General features: G+C 68.9%; 15 protein-coding genes. 10 read left to right on the forward strand and 5 right to left on the reverse strand.

Going from position 1 to position 16,419, the window contains the following annotated elements; translation table 11 throughout:
• Positions 1-406 precede the first annotated feature (406 nt).
• The 3 genes from GT755_RS18695 (at position 407) to GT755_RS18705 (ending at position 4,633) form a co-directional block, all read left to right on the forward strand.
• Positions 407-2,917: an ATP-dependent Clp protease ATP-binding subunit gene (locus GT755_RS18695; RefSeq protein WP_062336952.1), complete on the forward strand. Its 2,511-nt coding sequence runs from the start codon at positions 407-409 to the stop codon at positions 2,915-2,917.
• A gap of 284 nt (positions 2,918-3,201) precedes the next feature.
• Complete coding sequence (locus GT755_RS18700; protein ID WP_030454844.1) at positions 3,202-4,119, forward strand: TIM barrel protein; 918 nt, start codon at positions 3,202-3,204, stop codon at positions 4,117-4,119.
• 19 nt (positions 4,120-4,138) lie between these two features.
• A complete protein-coding gene (locus tag GT755_RS18705; protein WP_161480963.1) occupies positions 4,139-4,633 on the forward strand; it encodes a hypothetical protein in 495 nt (164 codons plus the stop codon).
• On the opposite strand, the gene GT755_RS18710 is transcribed toward GT755_RS18705, so the two are convergent.
• Entirely contained in the window at positions 4,615-5,481 is an 867-nt protein-coding gene (locus GT755_RS18710) for an HhH-GPD family protein (RefSeq protein WP_161480964.1), read from the reverse strand. The two genes, GT755_RS18705 and GT755_RS18710, sit on opposite strands and share 19 nt — an antisense overlap.
• 77 nt (positions 5,482-5,558) lie before the next feature.
• Here GT755_RS18710 and GT755_RS18715 point away from each other — a divergent pair, with 77 nt between their 5' ends.
• Entirely contained in the window at positions 5,559-6,230 is a 672-nt protein-coding gene (locus GT755_RS18715) for a hypothetical protein (RefSeq protein ID WP_161480965.1), read from the forward strand.
• A 128-nt stretch (positions 6,231-6,358) separates the two neighbouring features.
• On the opposite strand, the gene disA is transcribed toward GT755_RS18715, so the two are convergent.
• Genes disA through GT755_RS18730 form a run of 3 tightly spaced genes read right to left on the reverse strand, consistent with a single transcriptional unit; the run spans position 6,359 to position 9,673 of the window.
• Positions 6,359-7,444, reverse strand: a complete 1,086-nt coding sequence (disA, locus tag GT755_RS18720; protein ID WP_030454849.1) for a DNA integrity scanning diadenylate cyclase DisA — start codon at positions 7,442-7,444, stop codon at positions 6,359-6,361.
• Between the two features lie 59 nt (positions 7,445-7,503).
• Complete coding sequence (radA, locus tag GT755_RS18725; protein ID WP_161480966.1) at positions 7,504-8,937, reverse strand: DNA repair protein RadA; 1,434 nt, start codon at positions 8,935-8,937, stop codon at positions 7,504-7,506.
• 37 nt (positions 8,938-8,974) lie between these two features.
• Complete coding sequence (locus tag GT755_RS18730) at positions 8,975-9,673, reverse strand: class I SAM-dependent methyltransferase (protein WP_161480967.1); 699 nt, start codon at positions 9,671-9,673, stop codon at positions 8,975-8,977.
• A gap of 53 nt (positions 9,674-9,726) precedes the next feature.
• Here GT755_RS18730 and GT755_RS18735 point away from each other — a divergent pair, with 53 nt between their 5' ends.
• The 6 genes from GT755_RS18735 (at position 9,727) to GT755_RS18760 (ending at position 16,075) form a co-directional block, all read left to right on the forward strand.
• A complete protein-coding gene (locus GT755_RS18735) occupies positions 9,727-10,581 on the forward strand; it encodes a sugar phosphate isomerase/epimerase family protein (RefSeq protein ID WP_328794406.1) in 855 nt (284 codons plus the stop codon).
• 13 nt (positions 10,582-10,594) lie between these two features.
• On the forward strand, positions 10,595-11,335 hold the full coding sequence (locus tag GT755_RS18740; RefSeq protein WP_161480968.1) for a class I SAM-dependent methyltransferase: 741 nt from the start codon (positions 10,595-10,597) through the stop codon (positions 11,333-11,335).
• The gene (locus GT755_RS18745) at positions 11,332-11,919 is read left to right on the forward strand and encodes a TetR/AcrR family transcriptional regulator (protein WP_030454854.1); all 588 of its coding nucleotides are present in this window, start codon (positions 11,332-11,334) and stop codon (positions 11,917-11,919) included. Before GT755_RS18740 ends, GT755_RS18745 begins: the two co-directional genes overlap by 4 nt.
• Before the next feature lie 69 nt (positions 11,920-11,988).
• A complete protein-coding gene (locus GT755_RS18750; protein WP_328794407.1) occupies positions 11,989-14,088 on the forward strand; it encodes a (Fe-S)-binding protein in 2,100 nt (699 codons plus the stop codon).
• Between the two features lie 131 nt (positions 14,089-14,219).
• On the forward strand, positions 14,220-15,005 hold the full coding sequence (locus tag GT755_RS18755) for a hypothetical protein (RefSeq protein ID WP_328794408.1): 786 nt from the start codon (positions 14,220-14,222) through the stop codon (positions 15,003-15,005).
• Positions 15,002-16,075, forward strand: a complete 1,074-nt coding sequence (locus GT755_RS18760; RefSeq protein ID WP_161480970.1) for a glycosyltransferase — start codon at positions 15,002-15,004, stop codon at positions 16,073-16,075. The genes GT755_RS18755 and GT755_RS18760 overlap by 4 nt, the downstream gene beginning before the upstream one ends.
• Before the next feature lie 63 nt (positions 16,076-16,138).
• Here GT755_RS18760 and GT755_RS38620 read toward each other — a convergent pair whose 3' ends face one another.
• Complete coding sequence (locus GT755_RS38620) at positions 16,139-16,300, reverse strand: hypothetical protein (RefSeq protein WP_169806330.1); 162 nt, start codon at positions 16,298-16,300, stop codon at positions 16,139-16,141.
• Between the last annotated feature and the right edge of the window lie 119 nt (positions 16,301-16,419).

A 16,419-nucleotide genomic window follows, 5' to 3' on the forward strand; every position in this document is an offset into this window, starting at 1 on the left:
CAAAATCACGAGACGCGGACGGCGCCTGCCGGCCGCGGCTCGCGCACGTGAACCTTCCTCGAATACGGGAGACGCGGACGACCGAAGGCCGTCCGGGGTTCACGCTGCCAATCTGTCCCAAAGAAGCGATCGTGCGGTTATACCGGTCGCCGGGCGTCCTGAAGTCGACGGGATGTCACGGCCATCGGGATGATCGCACGATCGTGTTTTGTGTCACATAAACGTCGTTCGCTTGCGGCGTATCGGGAACACCGCACCCTCCGGCAGTAGTTGGATGGAGGGTGAACGCCCTGCGCCCGGGGAACGCCTACTCCAATAGACTTGACTGTTCTCCGTGCCGGGGCTGGCATGCGGAACGACGGAGCCGGAACTCCCGGTCCGCCCGACCGCTCGTGAGGAGCGACGAATGTTCGAGAGGTTCACCGACCGTGCGCGGCGGGTGGTCGTCCTGGCCCAAGAAGAGGCCCGGATGCTCAACCACAACTACATCGGTACGGAGCACATTCTTCTTGGTCTGATCCATGAGGGTGAAGGTGTGGCGGCCAAGGCTCTCGAGAGCCTGGGCATCAGCCTTGAGGGGGTGCGCCAGCAGGTCGAGGAGATCATCGGCCAGGGCCAGTCGGCCCCGTCGGGGCACATTCCCTTCACGCCCCGTGCCAAGAAGGTCCTTGAGCTGTCGTTGCGTGAGGCGTTGCAGCTCGGTCACAACTACATCGGGACCGAGCACATCCTGCTGGGCCTGATCCGTGAGGGCGAGGGTGTCGCCGCTCAGGTTCTGGTGAAGCTGGGCGCCGACCTGAACCGGGTCCGCCAGCAGGTGATCCAGTTGCTGCACGGCTACCAGGGCAAGGAGCCGGCGGCCGCGGGCGGCCCCCAGGAGGCCGCGCCGTCCACGTCACTCGTTCTCGACCAGTTCGGCCGCAACCTCACGCAGGCCGCTCGCGAAGGCAAGCTCGACCCGGTCATCGGGCGCGAGAAGGAGATCGAGCGGGTCATGCAGGTGCTGTCCCGCCGCACCAAGAACAACCCCGTCCTGGTGGGTGAGCCCGGCGTCGGCAAGACCGCCGTCGTCGAGGGCCTGTCGCAGAAGATCGTCAAGGGCGAGGTGCCCGAGACGCTCAAGGACAAGCAGCTCTACACCCTCGACCTGGGCGCGCTGGTGGCGGGCAGCCGCTACCGCGGTGACTTCGAAGAGCGCCTGAAGAAGGTGCTCAAGGAGATCCGCACCCGCGGCGACATCATCCTGTTCATCGACGAGCTCCACACCCTGGTGGGTGCGGGCGCGGCCGAGGGCGCCATCGACGCCGCCAGCATCCTCAAGCCGATGCTGGCCCGTGGTGAGCTGCAGACCATTGGCGCCACGACGCTCGACGAGTACCGCAAGCACCTGGAGAAGGACGCCGCGCTGGAGCGTCGTTTCCAGCCGATCCAGGTCGCCGAGCCCAGCCTCAGCCACACGATCGAGATCCTCAAGGGTCTGCGTGACCGCTACGAGGCCCACCACCGCGTCTCGATCACCGACGGCGCGCTCGTGGCCGCGGCGACGCTGGCCGACCGGTACATCTCCGACCGGTTCTTGCCCGACAAGGCGATCGACCTGATCGACGAGGCCGGCTCGCGCATGCGCATCCGCCGCATGACCGCGCCCCCGGACCTCCGGGAGTACGACGAGAAGATCGCCGTCGTCCGCCGCGACAAGGAATCGGCGATCGACGCGCAGGACTTCGAGAAGGCCGCCGCGCTCCGCGACTCCGAGAAGCAGCTCATGCTCAAGCGTGAGCGCCGCGAGAAGGAGTGGAAGGCCGGCGACATGGACGTCGTCGCCGAGGTCACCGAGGAGCTCATCGCCGAGGTGCTCGCGACCGCCACGGGCATCCCGGTCTTCAAGCTGACCGAGGAGGAGTCCCAGCGCCTGCTGCGCATGGAGGACGAACTCCACAAGCGCATCATCGGCCAGGACGACGCCATCAAGGGCCTGTCGCGGGCGATCCGGCGTACCCGCGCCGGTCTGAAGGACCCGCGCCGTCCCGGTGGCTCGTTCATCTTCGCCGGTCCGTCGGGTGTCGGTAAGACCGAGCTGTCGAAGGCGCTGGCGGAGTTCCTGTTCGGCGACGAAGACGCGCTGATCATGCTGGACATGTCGGAGTTCATGGAGAAGCACACCGTCTCCCGGCTGTTCGGTTCGCCTCCCGGCTACGTCGGTTACGAGGAGGGCGGGCAGCTGACCGAGAAGGTGCGGCGCAAGCCGTTCTCGGTGGTGCTGTTCGACGAGATCGAGAAGGCCCATCCCGACATCTTCAACAGCCTGCTGCAGATCCTGGAGGACGGTCGCCTGACCGACGCCCAGGGCCGGGTGGTCGACTTCAAGAACACGGTCATCATCATGACCACCAACCTCGGCACCCGTGACATCAGCAAGGGCATCGGGGTCGGGTTCGCCAAGAACAACGACGTCGAGGGCAACTACGACCGGATGAAGGCCAAGGTTCAGGAGGAGCTCAAGCAGCACTTCCGGCCCGAGTTCCTCAACCGCGTCGACGACACCGTCGTCTTCCACCAGCTGACGATGACCGAGATCATCCGCATCGTCGACCTGATGCTGGCCCAGGTCGACGCGCGCCTGAAGGACCGGGACATGGGCCTGGAGCTGACCCCGGCCGCCAAGCAGGTGCTCGCCGACCGTGGTTACGACCCGGTGCTCGGCGCCCGGCCGCTGCGCCGGACCATCCAGCGTGAGCTGGAGGACTCGTTGTCGGAGAAGATCCTCTACGGCGAGCTGCGTCCCGGCCAGGTCGTCAAGGTCGACGTGGAGGGTGAGGGCGAGGCCGCCAAGTTCACCTTCGTCGGCGAGGCGAAGGCCGAAGGCGTGCCCGACAGCGCCGCCGCGATCGTCGACGCGATTACCAAGGGCGCGTAGGCATCACGTTTCACCAGCGGGCCGTCCCTCCGGGGGCGGCCCGCTGTTTTACGTTCACGTCACAACTGGGTGAAGTGACGTGGCAGCGCCACCAAAGGTAGTACTACACTGCGTAGAGCGAAGGGACGTCCTCCTGCAGGCGTACCTCCGAATCAACTGCGGGGTGGACGCTCCGGAGTGCCGTACGACGGCATGCTTCGGAATCCCGGCGTCCCGGGACTCAGGGCCCATGTGCTCAGGACAACTGACATGGGTGGATTTGAGTCGGACCTTTGGAGGCATCGATGCGGCTGCGCCACGACGACGGAACCGTCGTCCACCTGGCCTACAACGCGGGCGTTCACCCGGCGGAAGACCTGGAGAACCTGATCGCCCACCTGACCCGCTACGCCGTTCCGGTCCGGAAGAAGCTCGGCGTCGACCGCCTGGGCATCGGCCTCTGGCTGGCGCCCACGGTCGCCGACCACCTCGTCTCCGACCGGATCGAACTGGTCCGCCTCCGGCGGTCGCTGGAGGAGCGCGGCCTGGAGGTGGTGAGCCTCAACGGAACCGGAGGCCGCCACCAGGAGACGCCCGGCCCCGACTGGGCCAAGCCGGAGCGCTACCGCTACACGATGTCGCTGGCCAAGATCCTCGCCTTCCTGCTGCCGGAAGACGTCCGGTTCGGTTCGATCTCCACGATTCCGATCGGCTGGCGCCGCGACTGGCCCGCCGACCTCCACGCCATCGCCTCCCGACGGCTGGAGCGCCTGTCACGTGAACTGCGCGGCATCTACAGCGTGACCGGCAAGCACATCCGGGTCGGCTTCGAGCCGTGGCCCGGCTGCGTGCTGGAGACGACCGAGCAGGCCCTGGAGCGGGTCTGCGGCATCGACTCCGAACACCTCGGGGTGTGCCTGGACGCCTGTCATTTGACCTGTGGCGGCGCGGAGGAGGCCGGGAAGGCCCTGCGTGGTCTGGCGCAGGCGGGGGCGCCTGTGGTCAAACTGGGGCACGTACACAACAACATGGACGAGATCCCCAACACGCTCAACGCGCTGTTGTCGGGCGCGGTGCACGGCAGCGCCCATCTTGAGGTCGAGGCCCACGAGTGGGTCGCCCCGAAGACGAAGGGCCCGGCCGCCCTGGTGGCCCGCCTGGCCGACGACCTCGACTGGACCAGGCGCAACCTGACGGCGTTGGGTCTGAAGCTCGCCGCCTGATCCTTCCCGGGAGGTTGCGGTGCCGCCGAACCTCGACGCCTATGTGTGGGTCGCCGATCCGCAGCCGAGCCTGCTCGGCGGGTTCATCGCGCGCTACGCGGCCGAGGGCGGCCACAGCGCGCGTCACCTGGCGGCGTTCCGGCGTGCCTATGTCCTGGGAGAGGCCGACGGCGACGACTCGGCCTTGCTCGACGAACTGCGTTCCGGCGACGGTTCGTTCACCCTCTACCTCAAGGGCCGAGGGCCGCAGGACCCGATCATCGCCCTCACCTGCGAAGGCGCCGCTGTTCTCGGCCTCAGCGTCCACGCCGAAGACGATCTACCCCTGGTGATCGCCCAGGCGGAGCAGCTTCTCGATCGTCTCCGTGAGGAACTCTCCGCTGAAGCGGGGATCGCTGGTGTCGAGCTGCCACCACCGCGCAACCGCGCCGAGTGGGACGAGCAGGACCCCACGGTCCTGCTGCGCTTCCCGGATCCCGCCGGACGAACGTCGCGTCAGCCGGGTAGGGCGTAGAGGTCGTCGTCGACCAGTTCGGCCAGGCCGTCGGCCAGCAGGCCGTCCAGAGCGCGTTCTCGCTGGACCGCGTCGGCCCACACCGCGTCGAGCAGCGCCTTCTCCACCGGTCCCGGCGCGTCGCGCAGGACGGCCAGGAGGCGGCCGCGGCACTGGCGGTCGGTCCCGGCGTAGGTCTGGCCCTTGCGCTCCGGGCCGTCGTGGGCGGGTTTTCCGGCCAGCAGCCAGGCGCAGCGGGAGGCGACCGGGCAGTCGGCACAGCGGGGCGAGCGGGCGGTGCAGATGAGGGCACCGAGTTCCATGACCGCCACGGCCCAGCGGGGGGCGCCCACAGGCGGGATCAGCGACTCGGCCAGGCGCTTCTCGGCGGTGGTGGTCGCCTTGGGGGGATACTCCTCGCCGCGGATCGTGCGGGCCAGAACACGGCGGACGTTCGTGTCGAGGACGGCGTGGCTCTTCCCGTAGGCGAAGCTGGCGACCGCGGCGGCCGTGTAGTCGCCGATGCCGGGGAGGGTGCGGAGTTCGTCGTAGGTGGCGGGGACCGTACCGGAGAAATCGGCCGTGATCGCCTTGGCGCAGGCGTGCAGGTTCAGCGCCCGCCGGGGGTAGCCGAGGCGGCCCCAGTGCCGCACCGCCTCGCCCGGCGCCTCCTTGGCGAGGGCCTCGGGGGTCGGCCAGCGGGCCATCCACTCCTCCCAGATCGGGAGGACACGCACCACGGGCGTCTGCTGGAGCATGATCTCGCTGACCAGGATGCCCCACGGGGTCGCCTCGGGGCGGCGCCAGGGGAGGTCGCGGTTGTGCTCGGCATACCAGTCGAGGATGGGGGAGTGAAGCGGATGAGCCACGTTTCGGCACTGTAGTTGACCTCGCTCCCCGGCGAGGCGCGTAAGCCGAGACCATCGAGTCTATTAATACTGTGAGTATGGATCCGGACACCTTCCGTGGTGAGGTAGTCGAGGGCCCGGACGTCTACTGGCGGCGCCGAGTGCTGGTGCTGACCGGCGTGCTCGTCGTGGGGGCCGTCATCGCCTGGGCCTTTACGAACGGCCCCGACACGCCGCTGGCCGGCACCGCCCCCGCCAAGGGCGCGTCCGACGCGTTGATCGTCTCGCTGCCCTCACCATCCGCCCCGAGCCCTTCTTCCTCCGGTACGCCCACACCTTCGGCCACCCCGTCACCGACACGCGCACCGGCCAAACGCGACAGCGACACCTGCGACCCGAAGGACCTGGTCGTCAACCTGACCGCCGGCCGCGAGGTCTACACGGGCGCCGACCGCCCCGGCTTCATGCTGACCGTCGTCAACACGGCCAAGAACCCGTGCAAGGTGGATGTCGGCCCCCGGGCCCTGGAGATGCGCATCACCTCGGGCCCGGCCCGCATCTGGTCGACCGCCGACTGCGTCAGCGGCTCAGGCGTCGACCGCCAGATCTTGAAACGCGGCATCCCCTACGTCCGCTCGATCGAATGGGACCGCAACCGCTCAGGCGACTCCTGCACAGCAAGGTCAAGCGTCGCAGGCAAAGGCACCTACGTGGCAACAGCCAGGTCAGGCAGCCTGCGCAGCAAAAGGAACGTCTTCCACCTGAGATAGGTCGTATGGCCCCGCGAGGGCGCGCCCCCGTCTGGACTGAGGAGCGCAGGAGAGCGAAGCGAACCGGAGCGACGAGGGAAGACGGGGGCTGAAAGCGCCCGAGCCGCCGCGCCGAAGGCGCGGCAATTTCACACGTAACGTTCCAAGATCGAAGACTCCGCCAGCCGGGACAGACCCTCCCGCACGCTGCGTGCCCTCGTCTCGCCGACCCCGCCGACCATCTGCAGGTCGACGATGCTGGCGGCGAGGAGTTTCTGCAGGCCGCCGAAGTGGTCGACCAGCCGGTTGACGATCGACGCCGGCAGGCGGGGCACCCGGGCCAGCAGCCGGAACCCCCGGGGGCTCACCGGCGAGTCGAGGGCCTCGGGGCCGGTGCTGCCGAGGATGCCGGCCACCCTTGACAGGTCGAGCAGGTCGGTCGAGCTGAGGTCGTCGAGCTCCCGCAGGGCGTCGCTGAAGCCGCGCTGCTTGGGGCCGAGGGCGTCGGGCAGGTAGTCGCGGACGATGAACGCGCGGTCGTCTTCGACCCCGGCCACCAGTTCGTCGAGCTGCAGGGAGATCAGGCGGCCGTCGGTGCCGAGTTCGACGACGTAGCCCTCGATCTCGCGGGCGATGCGCCGGACCATCTCCATGCGCTGCACGGCCGCGACCATGTCGCGCACGGTCACCAGGTCTTCGATCTCCAGTGCCGAGAGGGTGCCGGAGACCTCGTCGAGGCGCTGCTTGTAGCGCTCGAGGGTGGCCAGCGCCTGGTTGGCCTTCGACAGGATCGCGGCCGACTCTTCGAGCACGTGTCTGACACCGTCGAGGTAGACGGCGATGATGCGCATGGATTTGCTGATCGCGACGACCGGGTAGCCGGTCTGGCGGGCGACCCGCTGGGCGGTGCGGTGGCGGGTGCCCGACTCGTCGGTGGGCACGCCGGGATCGGGAACCAGGTGGACGGCGGCCCGCAGGATGCGGTGATCGCCCTCGCCGAGCACGATCGCCCCGTCCATCTTGGCGAGTTCGCGCAGGCCCGTCGCGGTGAACTCGACGTCGAGCTGGAAACCTCCGGTGCACAGCTCTTCGACGGTCGGGTCGTATCCCAGCACGATCAGACCGCCGGTATGGCCCCGGAGGATGCGTTCGAGCCCGTCGCGCAACATGGTTCCCGGGGCGAGCGTCGCCAGGACGGCGCGCCTGCGCTCGTCGGCTTGTTTGTCGTTTTGCACGTAAGTGACCCCCGCTGGTTCACACGGCTACTACGCAGTTTACCGACGTAACGGCCTCCTCACCGGATGTGTGTCAGAGCGTCCCAGACGTTCTCGGCCTCGGTGACGGTGAATCCGGGGGCGAAGGTCGAGGTTCGCAGCGGTTCGCGGACGGCGACGACCTCGCCCCGGCGGCTTCTCGTCGGCGGATCGATGCGGGGCGGGGTGACGGTCTCCATCGAGCCGGCCGGGACCAGCGCGCGGGTGAAGCCCAGGCGGGCGGCCTCGGCGAGGCGGCGACGGACCTCCCGGACCGGCCGCAGCTCTCCGGCCAGGCCGACCTCGCCCATCGCGATCAGGCCCTGGGGGAGCGGGTTGTCTCCGGCGGCGCTGACGACCGAGAGCATGAGGGCCAGGTCGACGGCCGGGTCGGTGAGGCGGATGCCGCCGACGGTGGCGGTGAAGACGTCACACCGGCCGATCTTGGCGTTGAGGCGGCGCTCCATGACGGCCAGGACCATCGCGACGCGGTAGGAGTCGAGGCCCGATGACGTGCGCCGGGGCTGGGGAGCCTCGGTGGGGCCGACGAGCGCCTGGAGCTCTGCGGGGATGGGTCGGGTGCCCTCGATCGTCACGGTCACGCAGGTGCCCGGCACGGGCTCGGGGTGGCGGGAGACGAACAGGCCGCTCGGGTCGGTGATGCCGGTGATGCCCTTCTCGTGCAGGTCGAAGCAGCCGACCTCCTCGATCGGGCCGAACCTGTTCTTGATCGCGCGGACCATGCGCAACCGCGAGTTGCGGTCGCCCTCGAAGTGGAGGACGACGTCGACGAGGTGTTCCAGCACCCGCGGCCCGGCGATCGAGCCGTCTTTGGTGACGTGGCCGACCAGGACGGTCGCCATGCCGCGCTCCTTGGCCAGCCGGACCAGGTTCCCGGCGACCTCGCGGACCTGGGTGACCCCGCCCGGCACCCCGGTCGCGTCGGCGGAGCCGATCGTCTGGACGGAGTCGACGATCAGGAGCCGAGGGTTGACCTTCTCGACGTGGGTGACCAGAGCGCCCAGATCGGTCTCGGCGGCCAGGTAGAGGTTGTCGACCACGGCGCCGATGCGGTCGGCCCGCATGCGCACCTGCGACGCGGACTCCTCACCGGTCACGTAGAGCACGGTCTCGCGCCGTCCCGCGTGGGCGGCCGCCTCCAGCAGCAGCGTCGACTTCCCGATGCCCGGCTCCCCGGCCAGCAGCACCACGGCCCCCGGCACCAGCCCGCCCCCGAGCACCCGGTCGAGCTCGCTCACCCCGGTTGGCCTGGCGTGTGCCACCTCGGCCTTGACCTGCCCGATCGGGATGGCCGGCGAGGTGATCGCCCCCGCCTTGACCTCGGTCACCCCGGCCCGGACCCCGGCCTCCTCGACCGTGCCCCACGCCTGGCACTCCCCGCACCGGCCGACCCACTTGACGGTCACCCAGCCGCACTCGCCACACCGATAGGACACCTTGGTCGCTTTAGCCACGAGCCGCAGGCTACCGGCGCCCCCCGACAGATTCCGCCTAGAAGAGCCGCCATCTCAGGATGTTCGGGTAGGCGAGCTCCAGGCCTTCCGTCTCGCGGATGGCCGCTTTGGCGACCGTGTGGGTGAACTCGATCTTCAGGACCGCTTCCAGATCGGCTCGCCGTTCGAAGAGCATCCGCAGGTCGAGTTCCTGCCGGGACCACCCCTGGCGGGCCCAGAAGGCCTCCACGGCCTCCGGGGAGTAGGTGGGCACCGTCGCCTGGAACCAGCGGCCGAAGGACCCCCGGGTCGCGTCGAGGTCGACGACGAAGGCCGCGCCGCCCTTGCGCACCACCCGTGACAACTCGGCCAGGCCGGGTTCGCAGCCGGGGCCGAAGAAGTAGGCCCAGCGGGCCATCGCGACGTCCACGGAGTGGTCGGGGAGGGGGATCTCCTGGGCGGTCGCCGTGTGAACCGTCACATTCGGCACCCGAGCGCAGCGCCGGCGGGCCAGGGCGGCCAGGTCGCCGTGGGGTTCGACGCCGATCACCGACGACGCCTCCAGGGCCAGGGCGGGCAGGTGGTAGCCCGTGCCGCAGCCGATGTCCAGGACCGTCGCGCCGGTCCAGGGGCGGAGGGCGCGCATCGCCGATTCGACCCGCCGGTCGGGGTCGACCGCGTGGTTCTCCAGTTCGTAGACGGCGGGGGCGTTCCAGATGTTGGGGCTGGGCACGGCGCCCTTGACGATGCTGGCCATGACGCAACCCTAGGTTCGCCTCGACCGGACACACGCCCGCTTAGGCTGGCAGGGTGAGCAAGAGTCGTGGCGAGCGTACATATATCGGAAGGAGCGAGGTCGTCCGGGTGCCCAATGCGAAGATCGCGTTGTCGACCGCATCGGTCTATCCCGAGCGAACCCCCGACGCCTTCGAGCTCGCGGCACGCCTGGGTTACGACGGCGTCGAGATCATGGTCGGGCAGGATCCGGTCAGTCAGGACGTCGACGTGCTCCAGCGTCTCCGCGACCACTACGAGCTGCCCATCGTGGCGATCCACGCGCCCTGTCTGCTGGTCACCCAGCGCGTGTGGGGCAAGGACCCGTGGCTCAAGCTGCGCAAGGCCCAGGCCGCCGCCGAGCGGCTGGGCGCCGGCACCGTCGTGGTGCATCCCCCTTTCCGCTGGCAGCGTGACTACGCCCGGGACTTCGAGATCGGGCTGGCCCGCATGCGCGACGAGACCGACGTGGTCTTCGCGGTCGAGAACATGTTCCCCCTCCGGGCCCGGGGCAACGAGGTCGTGCCCTACTCGCCCGACTGGAACCCCCTCGACTACGACTTCCCCCACGTCACCCTCGACCTGTCCCACACGGCGGTGTCCGGGTCGGACGCCATGGAGATGGCCACCAAGCTGGGCGACCGGCTGGCCCACCTCCACCTGGCCGACGGCATCGGCACCACGAACAAGGACGAACATCTCGTACCGGGACGAGGCAACCAGCCCTGCGCTCCCATGCTGGAGCGCCTCGCCAACGCGGGCTATGGTGGGCTGATCGTGCTGGAGATCAACACGCGGAGGGCGGCGACCCGCACCGAGCGGATCGACGACCTGGCCGAGGCGCTGGCCTTCGCCCGGCTCAACTTCGCCGCCTCGTCCGCGAGGAAATGAGCGCTACAACCCCATGAGTCACCTGGTCTTCGACGCGCCCAGGGTGGCCGAGGCGTACGACGCGGCCCGACCGGAATATCCCGCCGCGCTCTACGACGCCCTGTCCGAACTGTCCGGCACGACGCTCGACGGCGCCACCGTGGTCGACGTCGGCGCCGGGACCGGCATCTCCTCCCGTGGCATGCAGCGGCGGGGCGCCCGGGTGGTGGCCGCCGATCTGGCCGGGCACATGCTGGCCTATCACGACGGCGCCTCCGTCCTGGCCGACGGCAACGTGCTGCCCTTCCGCGACGGCTCGGCCGACCTGGTGACCTACGCCCAGGCGTGGCACTGGCTCGACCCGGTGCGGTCGATCAAGGAGGCGAGGAGGGTCAGCCGGAGGGCGGTCGCCGGATGGTGGAACTCCGTCGACACCGGCAAGGCCGCCTGGCTGGCCGAATGCCAGATCAGGCTGTCCGACGTGCCGGGTTACACCGGGCCCGAGGGCCGGGACCTGCCGGCCATCGCGCGGGCGATGACCGAGGGCGGGCTCGACGTCCGCGACCGGTGGGTCCACTGGACCCGCCACGTGGGGCTCGACGTGTTCCTGACCAACCTGCGCTCCCACTCCTACATGGCCCGGCTCGACCCGGCCAGGGCCGACGAGCTGATCGAGCGCGAGCGGGCGGAACTCCTGCGGGTCTGCCCTGGTGGTGATCTTGTCGTGCCGATGCGCGTTTACCTCGCGGTCGGCCGGAAAGAGCCCGCCGGATGACGGAACAGCGGCGGCGCAGGCCCGGCAGGAGGCCCGGATCCCTCGACACCCGGGGTGAGATCATCACCGCGGCCCGGGGGGTCTTCGCGGAGAAGGGGTTCGACAAGGCGACGGTCCGGGGCATCGCCCGTGAGGCGAACGTCGACCCGGCCCTGGTCCACCACTACTTCGACACGAAGGAGGGCCTGTTCGTCGCGGCCATGCGGTTCCCGGTCGAGCCGAGCGTGGCGGTGCCGATGATCCTGGCCGGGCCCCGCGAGGAGCTGGGGGAGCGGCTGATCCGGTTCATCCTGACGGTCGCCTCCGACGAGGACCGGCGGGCGCCGATCATCGCGATGATCCGGTCGGCGATGTCGAACGAGCAGGCGGCCACGATGGTGCGCGAGTTCCTCGGGGAGGCGGTGCTTCAGCGGCTCGCCCAGGGGCTGGGCGTCGATCCGATCAGGATCGAGGCGGCGTTCGGGCAGATGATCGGCGTGGTGATGCTGCGGTATATCGTCAAGATCGAGCCGATCGCGTCGGCGACGCCCGATGAGCTGGTCGCCCTGCTCGCGCCCACGTTGCAGCGATATGTCGACCCCTGACGGAGCGCCTTCTAGAGGTTTGTTCTAGGGTCTGATTATGGTGACCACGATGGCGATGAGGAGGCCCCAGTGTTGCTGGTCTGCATAATCGGGCTGCTGATGACGGCGCTGACGATCGCGGTGGTGGCCAGGCGGGTGGGCTTCCTCTATCGGCTCGCCACCGTCGGCGAACCGGCGCCCGAACGTATCGAATACGCCCGCGCGAACATCGGGGCCGAGCTGAAGGCCCAGCTCGTCGAGGTGTTCGGGCAGAAGAAGCTGCTCAAGTGGACGCCCTCGGGCATTGCCCACTTCTTTGTCATGTGGGCGTTTTTCATTCTTTTGACCGTTTATGTGGAAGCCTATGGCGCGATGATCCAGGGCGCCATCACCGGGCGGCCCGACTTCCACATCCCGCTGATCGGCCGCTGGCCGGTGCTGGGCTTCCTGCAGGACTTCATCGCCCTGGCGGCGCTGCTCGGCCTGGTCGCCTTCGCCGTGATCCGGATCAGGAACGCCCCCTCGAAGCTCGGCCGCGACTCCCGCTTCTCCGGGTCTCACCTGGGCGGCGCGTGGCTGATCCTCTTCATGATCTTCAACATCATCTGGTCGTTGTTCCTGTTCCGGGCCGCCGCGATCAACACCGGCAACTTCCCCTACGAGTCAGGGGCCTTCGTCTCCGAACTCGTGGCGCGGATCCTGCCGACCTCGTCACTGCTGGAAGAGATCGCGCTGCTGCTGCACATCGGCCTGATGCTGGTCTTCGCGGTGATCGTGGTCAACTCCAAGCACCTGCACATCTTCACCGCCCCGCTGAACGTGTTGTTCTCGCGGCGTCCCGACGGGCTGGGCGCGGCCCAGGAGATGCGCAGCGGCGGCAAGGTGCTCGACTTCGAGGAGGCCGACCCCGAGACCGACGTCTTCGGCCGCGGCAAGATCGAGGAGACCAGCTGGAAGGGCTTCCTCGACTTCTACACGTGCACCGAGTGCGGCCGCTGCCAGTCGCAGTGCCCGGCGTGGAACACCGACAAGCCGCTGTCGCCCAAGATGCTCATCCTCGACCAGCGTGACCACGCCTTCGCGGTCGCGCCCTACCTGCTGATGAGCGAGGAGCAGCGCGCCCACGCCGGTCAGGACGTGCTGGCCCTGCTGGAGAAGCCGCTCGTCGGCGAGCAGGGCGTCATCCACCCCGACGTGCTCTGGTCGTGCACCAACTGCGGCGCCTGCGTCGAGCAGTGCCCGGTCGACATCGAGCACATCGACCACATCCTCGACATGCGCCGTTACCAGGTCATGATCGAGTCGGCCTTCCCGTCGGAGGCCGGCGTGATGCTGAAGAACCTCGAGAACAAGGGCAACCCGTGGGGCATGCCCGAGATGAAGCGGGCCGAGTGGATCGAGGAGCTCGACTTCGAGGTCGAGATCGTCGACGAGAAGATGCCCGAAGACACCGAATACCTGTTCTGGGTCGGCTGCGCGGGCGCTCTTGAGGACCGGGCGAAGAAGACCACCAAGGCGGTCGCCGAACTGCTGCACATCGCGGGCGTCAAGTTCGCGGTGCTCGGCCCGATGGAGGCCTGCACCGGCGACCCGGCCCGCCGCCTGGGCATGGAGTTCCTGTTCAACATGCTGGCCCAGCAGAACATCGAGACGCTCAACGAGGCCGGGGTCAAGAAGATCGTGGCCACCTGCCCTCACTGCTTCAACACCCTGGCCAACGAGTATCCGCAGCTCGGCGGGCACTTCGAGGTCGTACACCACACGCAGTTGCTCTCTCATCTGGTCGACACCGGGAAGCTGACCCCGATCACGCCGATCGAGGAGAAGATCACCTACCACGACCCGTGCTTCCTCGGGCGGCACAACAAGGTCTACTCGCAGCCGCGCGACATCATGGCCAAGGTGCCCGGCGTCACGACGCAGGAGATGCACCGCCACAAGGACCGCGGCTTCTGCTGCGGCGCCGGCGGCGCGCGGATGTGGATGGAGGAGCGCATCGGCAAGCGCATCAACACCGAGCGGGTCGACGAGGCGCTCACCACCGATCCCGACACGGTTTCCACCGCCTGCCCGTTCTGTCTGGTGATGCTCGGCGACGCGATCAACGAGAAGAAGACCACCGGCAAGGCGAAGGAGACTTTGGAGGTCGTCGACGTGGCCCAGCTCTTGATCAAATCCATCAAGGGCTGACTCTTCTGTTGATCGGTTGTCGAATCCGCTGGTCAGGGCCACATGCGCGCCATGCTCTTCTCCACATAACGGGAGAATCACGGTAACCTCAACGTTGGCTCAATCAACGGGGAGGGGGCTGAACGGTGGGTGTGGTCGTCACAGACGCGGAAGTAACTCTTGCCGACGTGCTCTCCCTGCGGATGGCGATCGATCATCCGCTGGAGGCGGGCACGCATCTGGTGCTCCGGCACCGCGGCACCGGCTCGGAACGGAAGGTGCGGCTCGGGACCCCGGGCCGCCCCGCCAACGACGCCACCGTCGCCGTCTCGCTGGCCGGGTTGAAGCTCACCCCCGGCCGCTGGGACGCCTACCTCCAGCAGAGCGGCCCGCGCACCCGCATGCAGAGCGTCGACCCGGGCTTCTCGCTCGACCGCCTCGACGCCTACGCGCTCGGCCGTCGGACCATGTCCTACCGCGCCTACCGCACCCGCAACGGCTTCCTGGCCATCAAGATCGCCGATGCCGAGCCGGTCGCCGACGTGCGGGCGGTCTGGTTCCGCGAGGGCCGGTTCGAGGTGACGGGGCTGCTGGCGTACACGGGGCTGGGAGACGACGACCAGCACCACCGCGCCCGGCTCTCCCTGAAGCACAGTGACGCCACCGTGACCGCGACGGCCACAGTCCAGGGTGTACGGTTCCACGCCGCGCTCTCCCTGTGCGACGTCCTGGCCGCCACCCCCGACTCAGAGGGGGTGTGGGAGCCCTCCCTCGAAGTAGACGGGGTCGACGGCCCGATGGCTTTGGGAGCGCTCCTCGACGACGTGGAGGGCAAACGCCGCCGCGTCCACTACCCGGCGACGAAGATCGACGGTGTCCCGATCAAGCCGAGCTTCTCGCCCGCCGACCATCTCCGGCTCGAGGTGGGCGCGGCGTGAAGATCACCTTCCTGGTGCCGTCCGCGTACGGTATGCGCGGTGACATACGGGCGATGCTGAACCTCGCGGCCGCCCTGACGAGCGGGCACCAGGTCGAGGTGGTCAGCGTCAAGCGCACCAGGGACGCCCCGTTCTTCCCCGTCGACCCCGCGATCAGGCTGCGCTGGCTGGTCGACGCCCGGCCCGGCCGCCACCTGCTGCCGCGCGGCCAGGTGCGCACCGAGGTGGCCCTCTGGCGGGCGCTGCGCGCGATCCGCTCCGACGTGCTGGTCACCGCCCGGCCCAGCCTGAGCGTGCAGTCGGCCCGTTACGCCCCCCGCGAGGTGGTCAGGATCGCCCGCGAGTGGACGCGGCCGGCCGTGCCGACCCCCGTCCAGCGTTTCTACCCGCGCCTCGACGCCGTGGTGACCAGCACCGACGCCGGCCGAGGCGAGTGGACCCGGCTGCTCGACGACGAGCTCAGCGTGCACACCATCCCCGACCCGCTGCCCAAGGGCCCGTGGCCGAGATCGCGCATGGACAACCGGATCATCAGCGCCGGGGGCCGGTGGGTGTCCGACAAGGCGTTCGACCGGCTGATCAGGGCGTTCGCGATGGTCGCCGACAAGCGGCCCGACTGGCGGTTGCGTCTCTACGGCGCCGGCTCGGAGGAGAAGCGGCTGCGCGCCCTCGTCGCCGAGCTCAGCCTGCACAACCACGTCTACTTCATGGGCACCACCCCTGACCTGCCCGGCGAGTTCGCCAAGGCGTCGATCGTGGCGGTTCCGTCGCGCCACGAGGTGCTCGGCATGACCGTGAACGAGGCGCTCAGCACGGGGGTGCCCATCGTGGGCTTCGACGGGCCGAAAGGGCTGGCCCAGTTCGTGCGGCCCGGGGTCGACAGCGTGCTGGTCAGCGAGGGGGCCGGGGAGGTCGAGGCCTACGCGGGGGCGCTGCTCTCGCTGGTCGACGACGAGCGCAAACGGATGACGCTGGCCGCCGGGGCGCTCGAATCGGCCACGCAGCGCGCCGCCACCGCCATCGCCGCCCGCTGGCAGGATCTGATGTATGGTTTGCGCTCCAGGGCCTGACCCCCGGGGAATAACAGATCCCGAGCCCCCAAATCCGGAAGCCCGGGATCGTGATCTTCAGCTTCAGCGACTCGCCGAAGTCCGCAACCCGAGCGCGTTGTCGAGCTCCTCCAAGGTCAGTCGGTCATCCGTGAAGTTGACGGCCTCCAGAACCTCGGCGTAAAGCGCGATTTCGTCCAACGCGACACGGTCATGGACCCGGGAGTCCAAGTCGTCGTGCCCCACCGCGTCGTCCTTCCTTCCGCAGCCCACACCCTCTTCGAGGTTACGTCCGCGTCGGTTTCGGCGACATGGCCCATCGGGACCATTCCCGCCGCCGGACCCCCCTCGACTAACCATTTCCC

The organism is Herbidospora solisilvae, from assembly GCF_009901565.1.
Taxonomy (GTDB): domain Bacteria; phylum Actinomycetota; class Actinomycetes; order Streptosporangiales; family Streptosporangiaceae; genus Herbidospora; species Herbidospora solisilvae.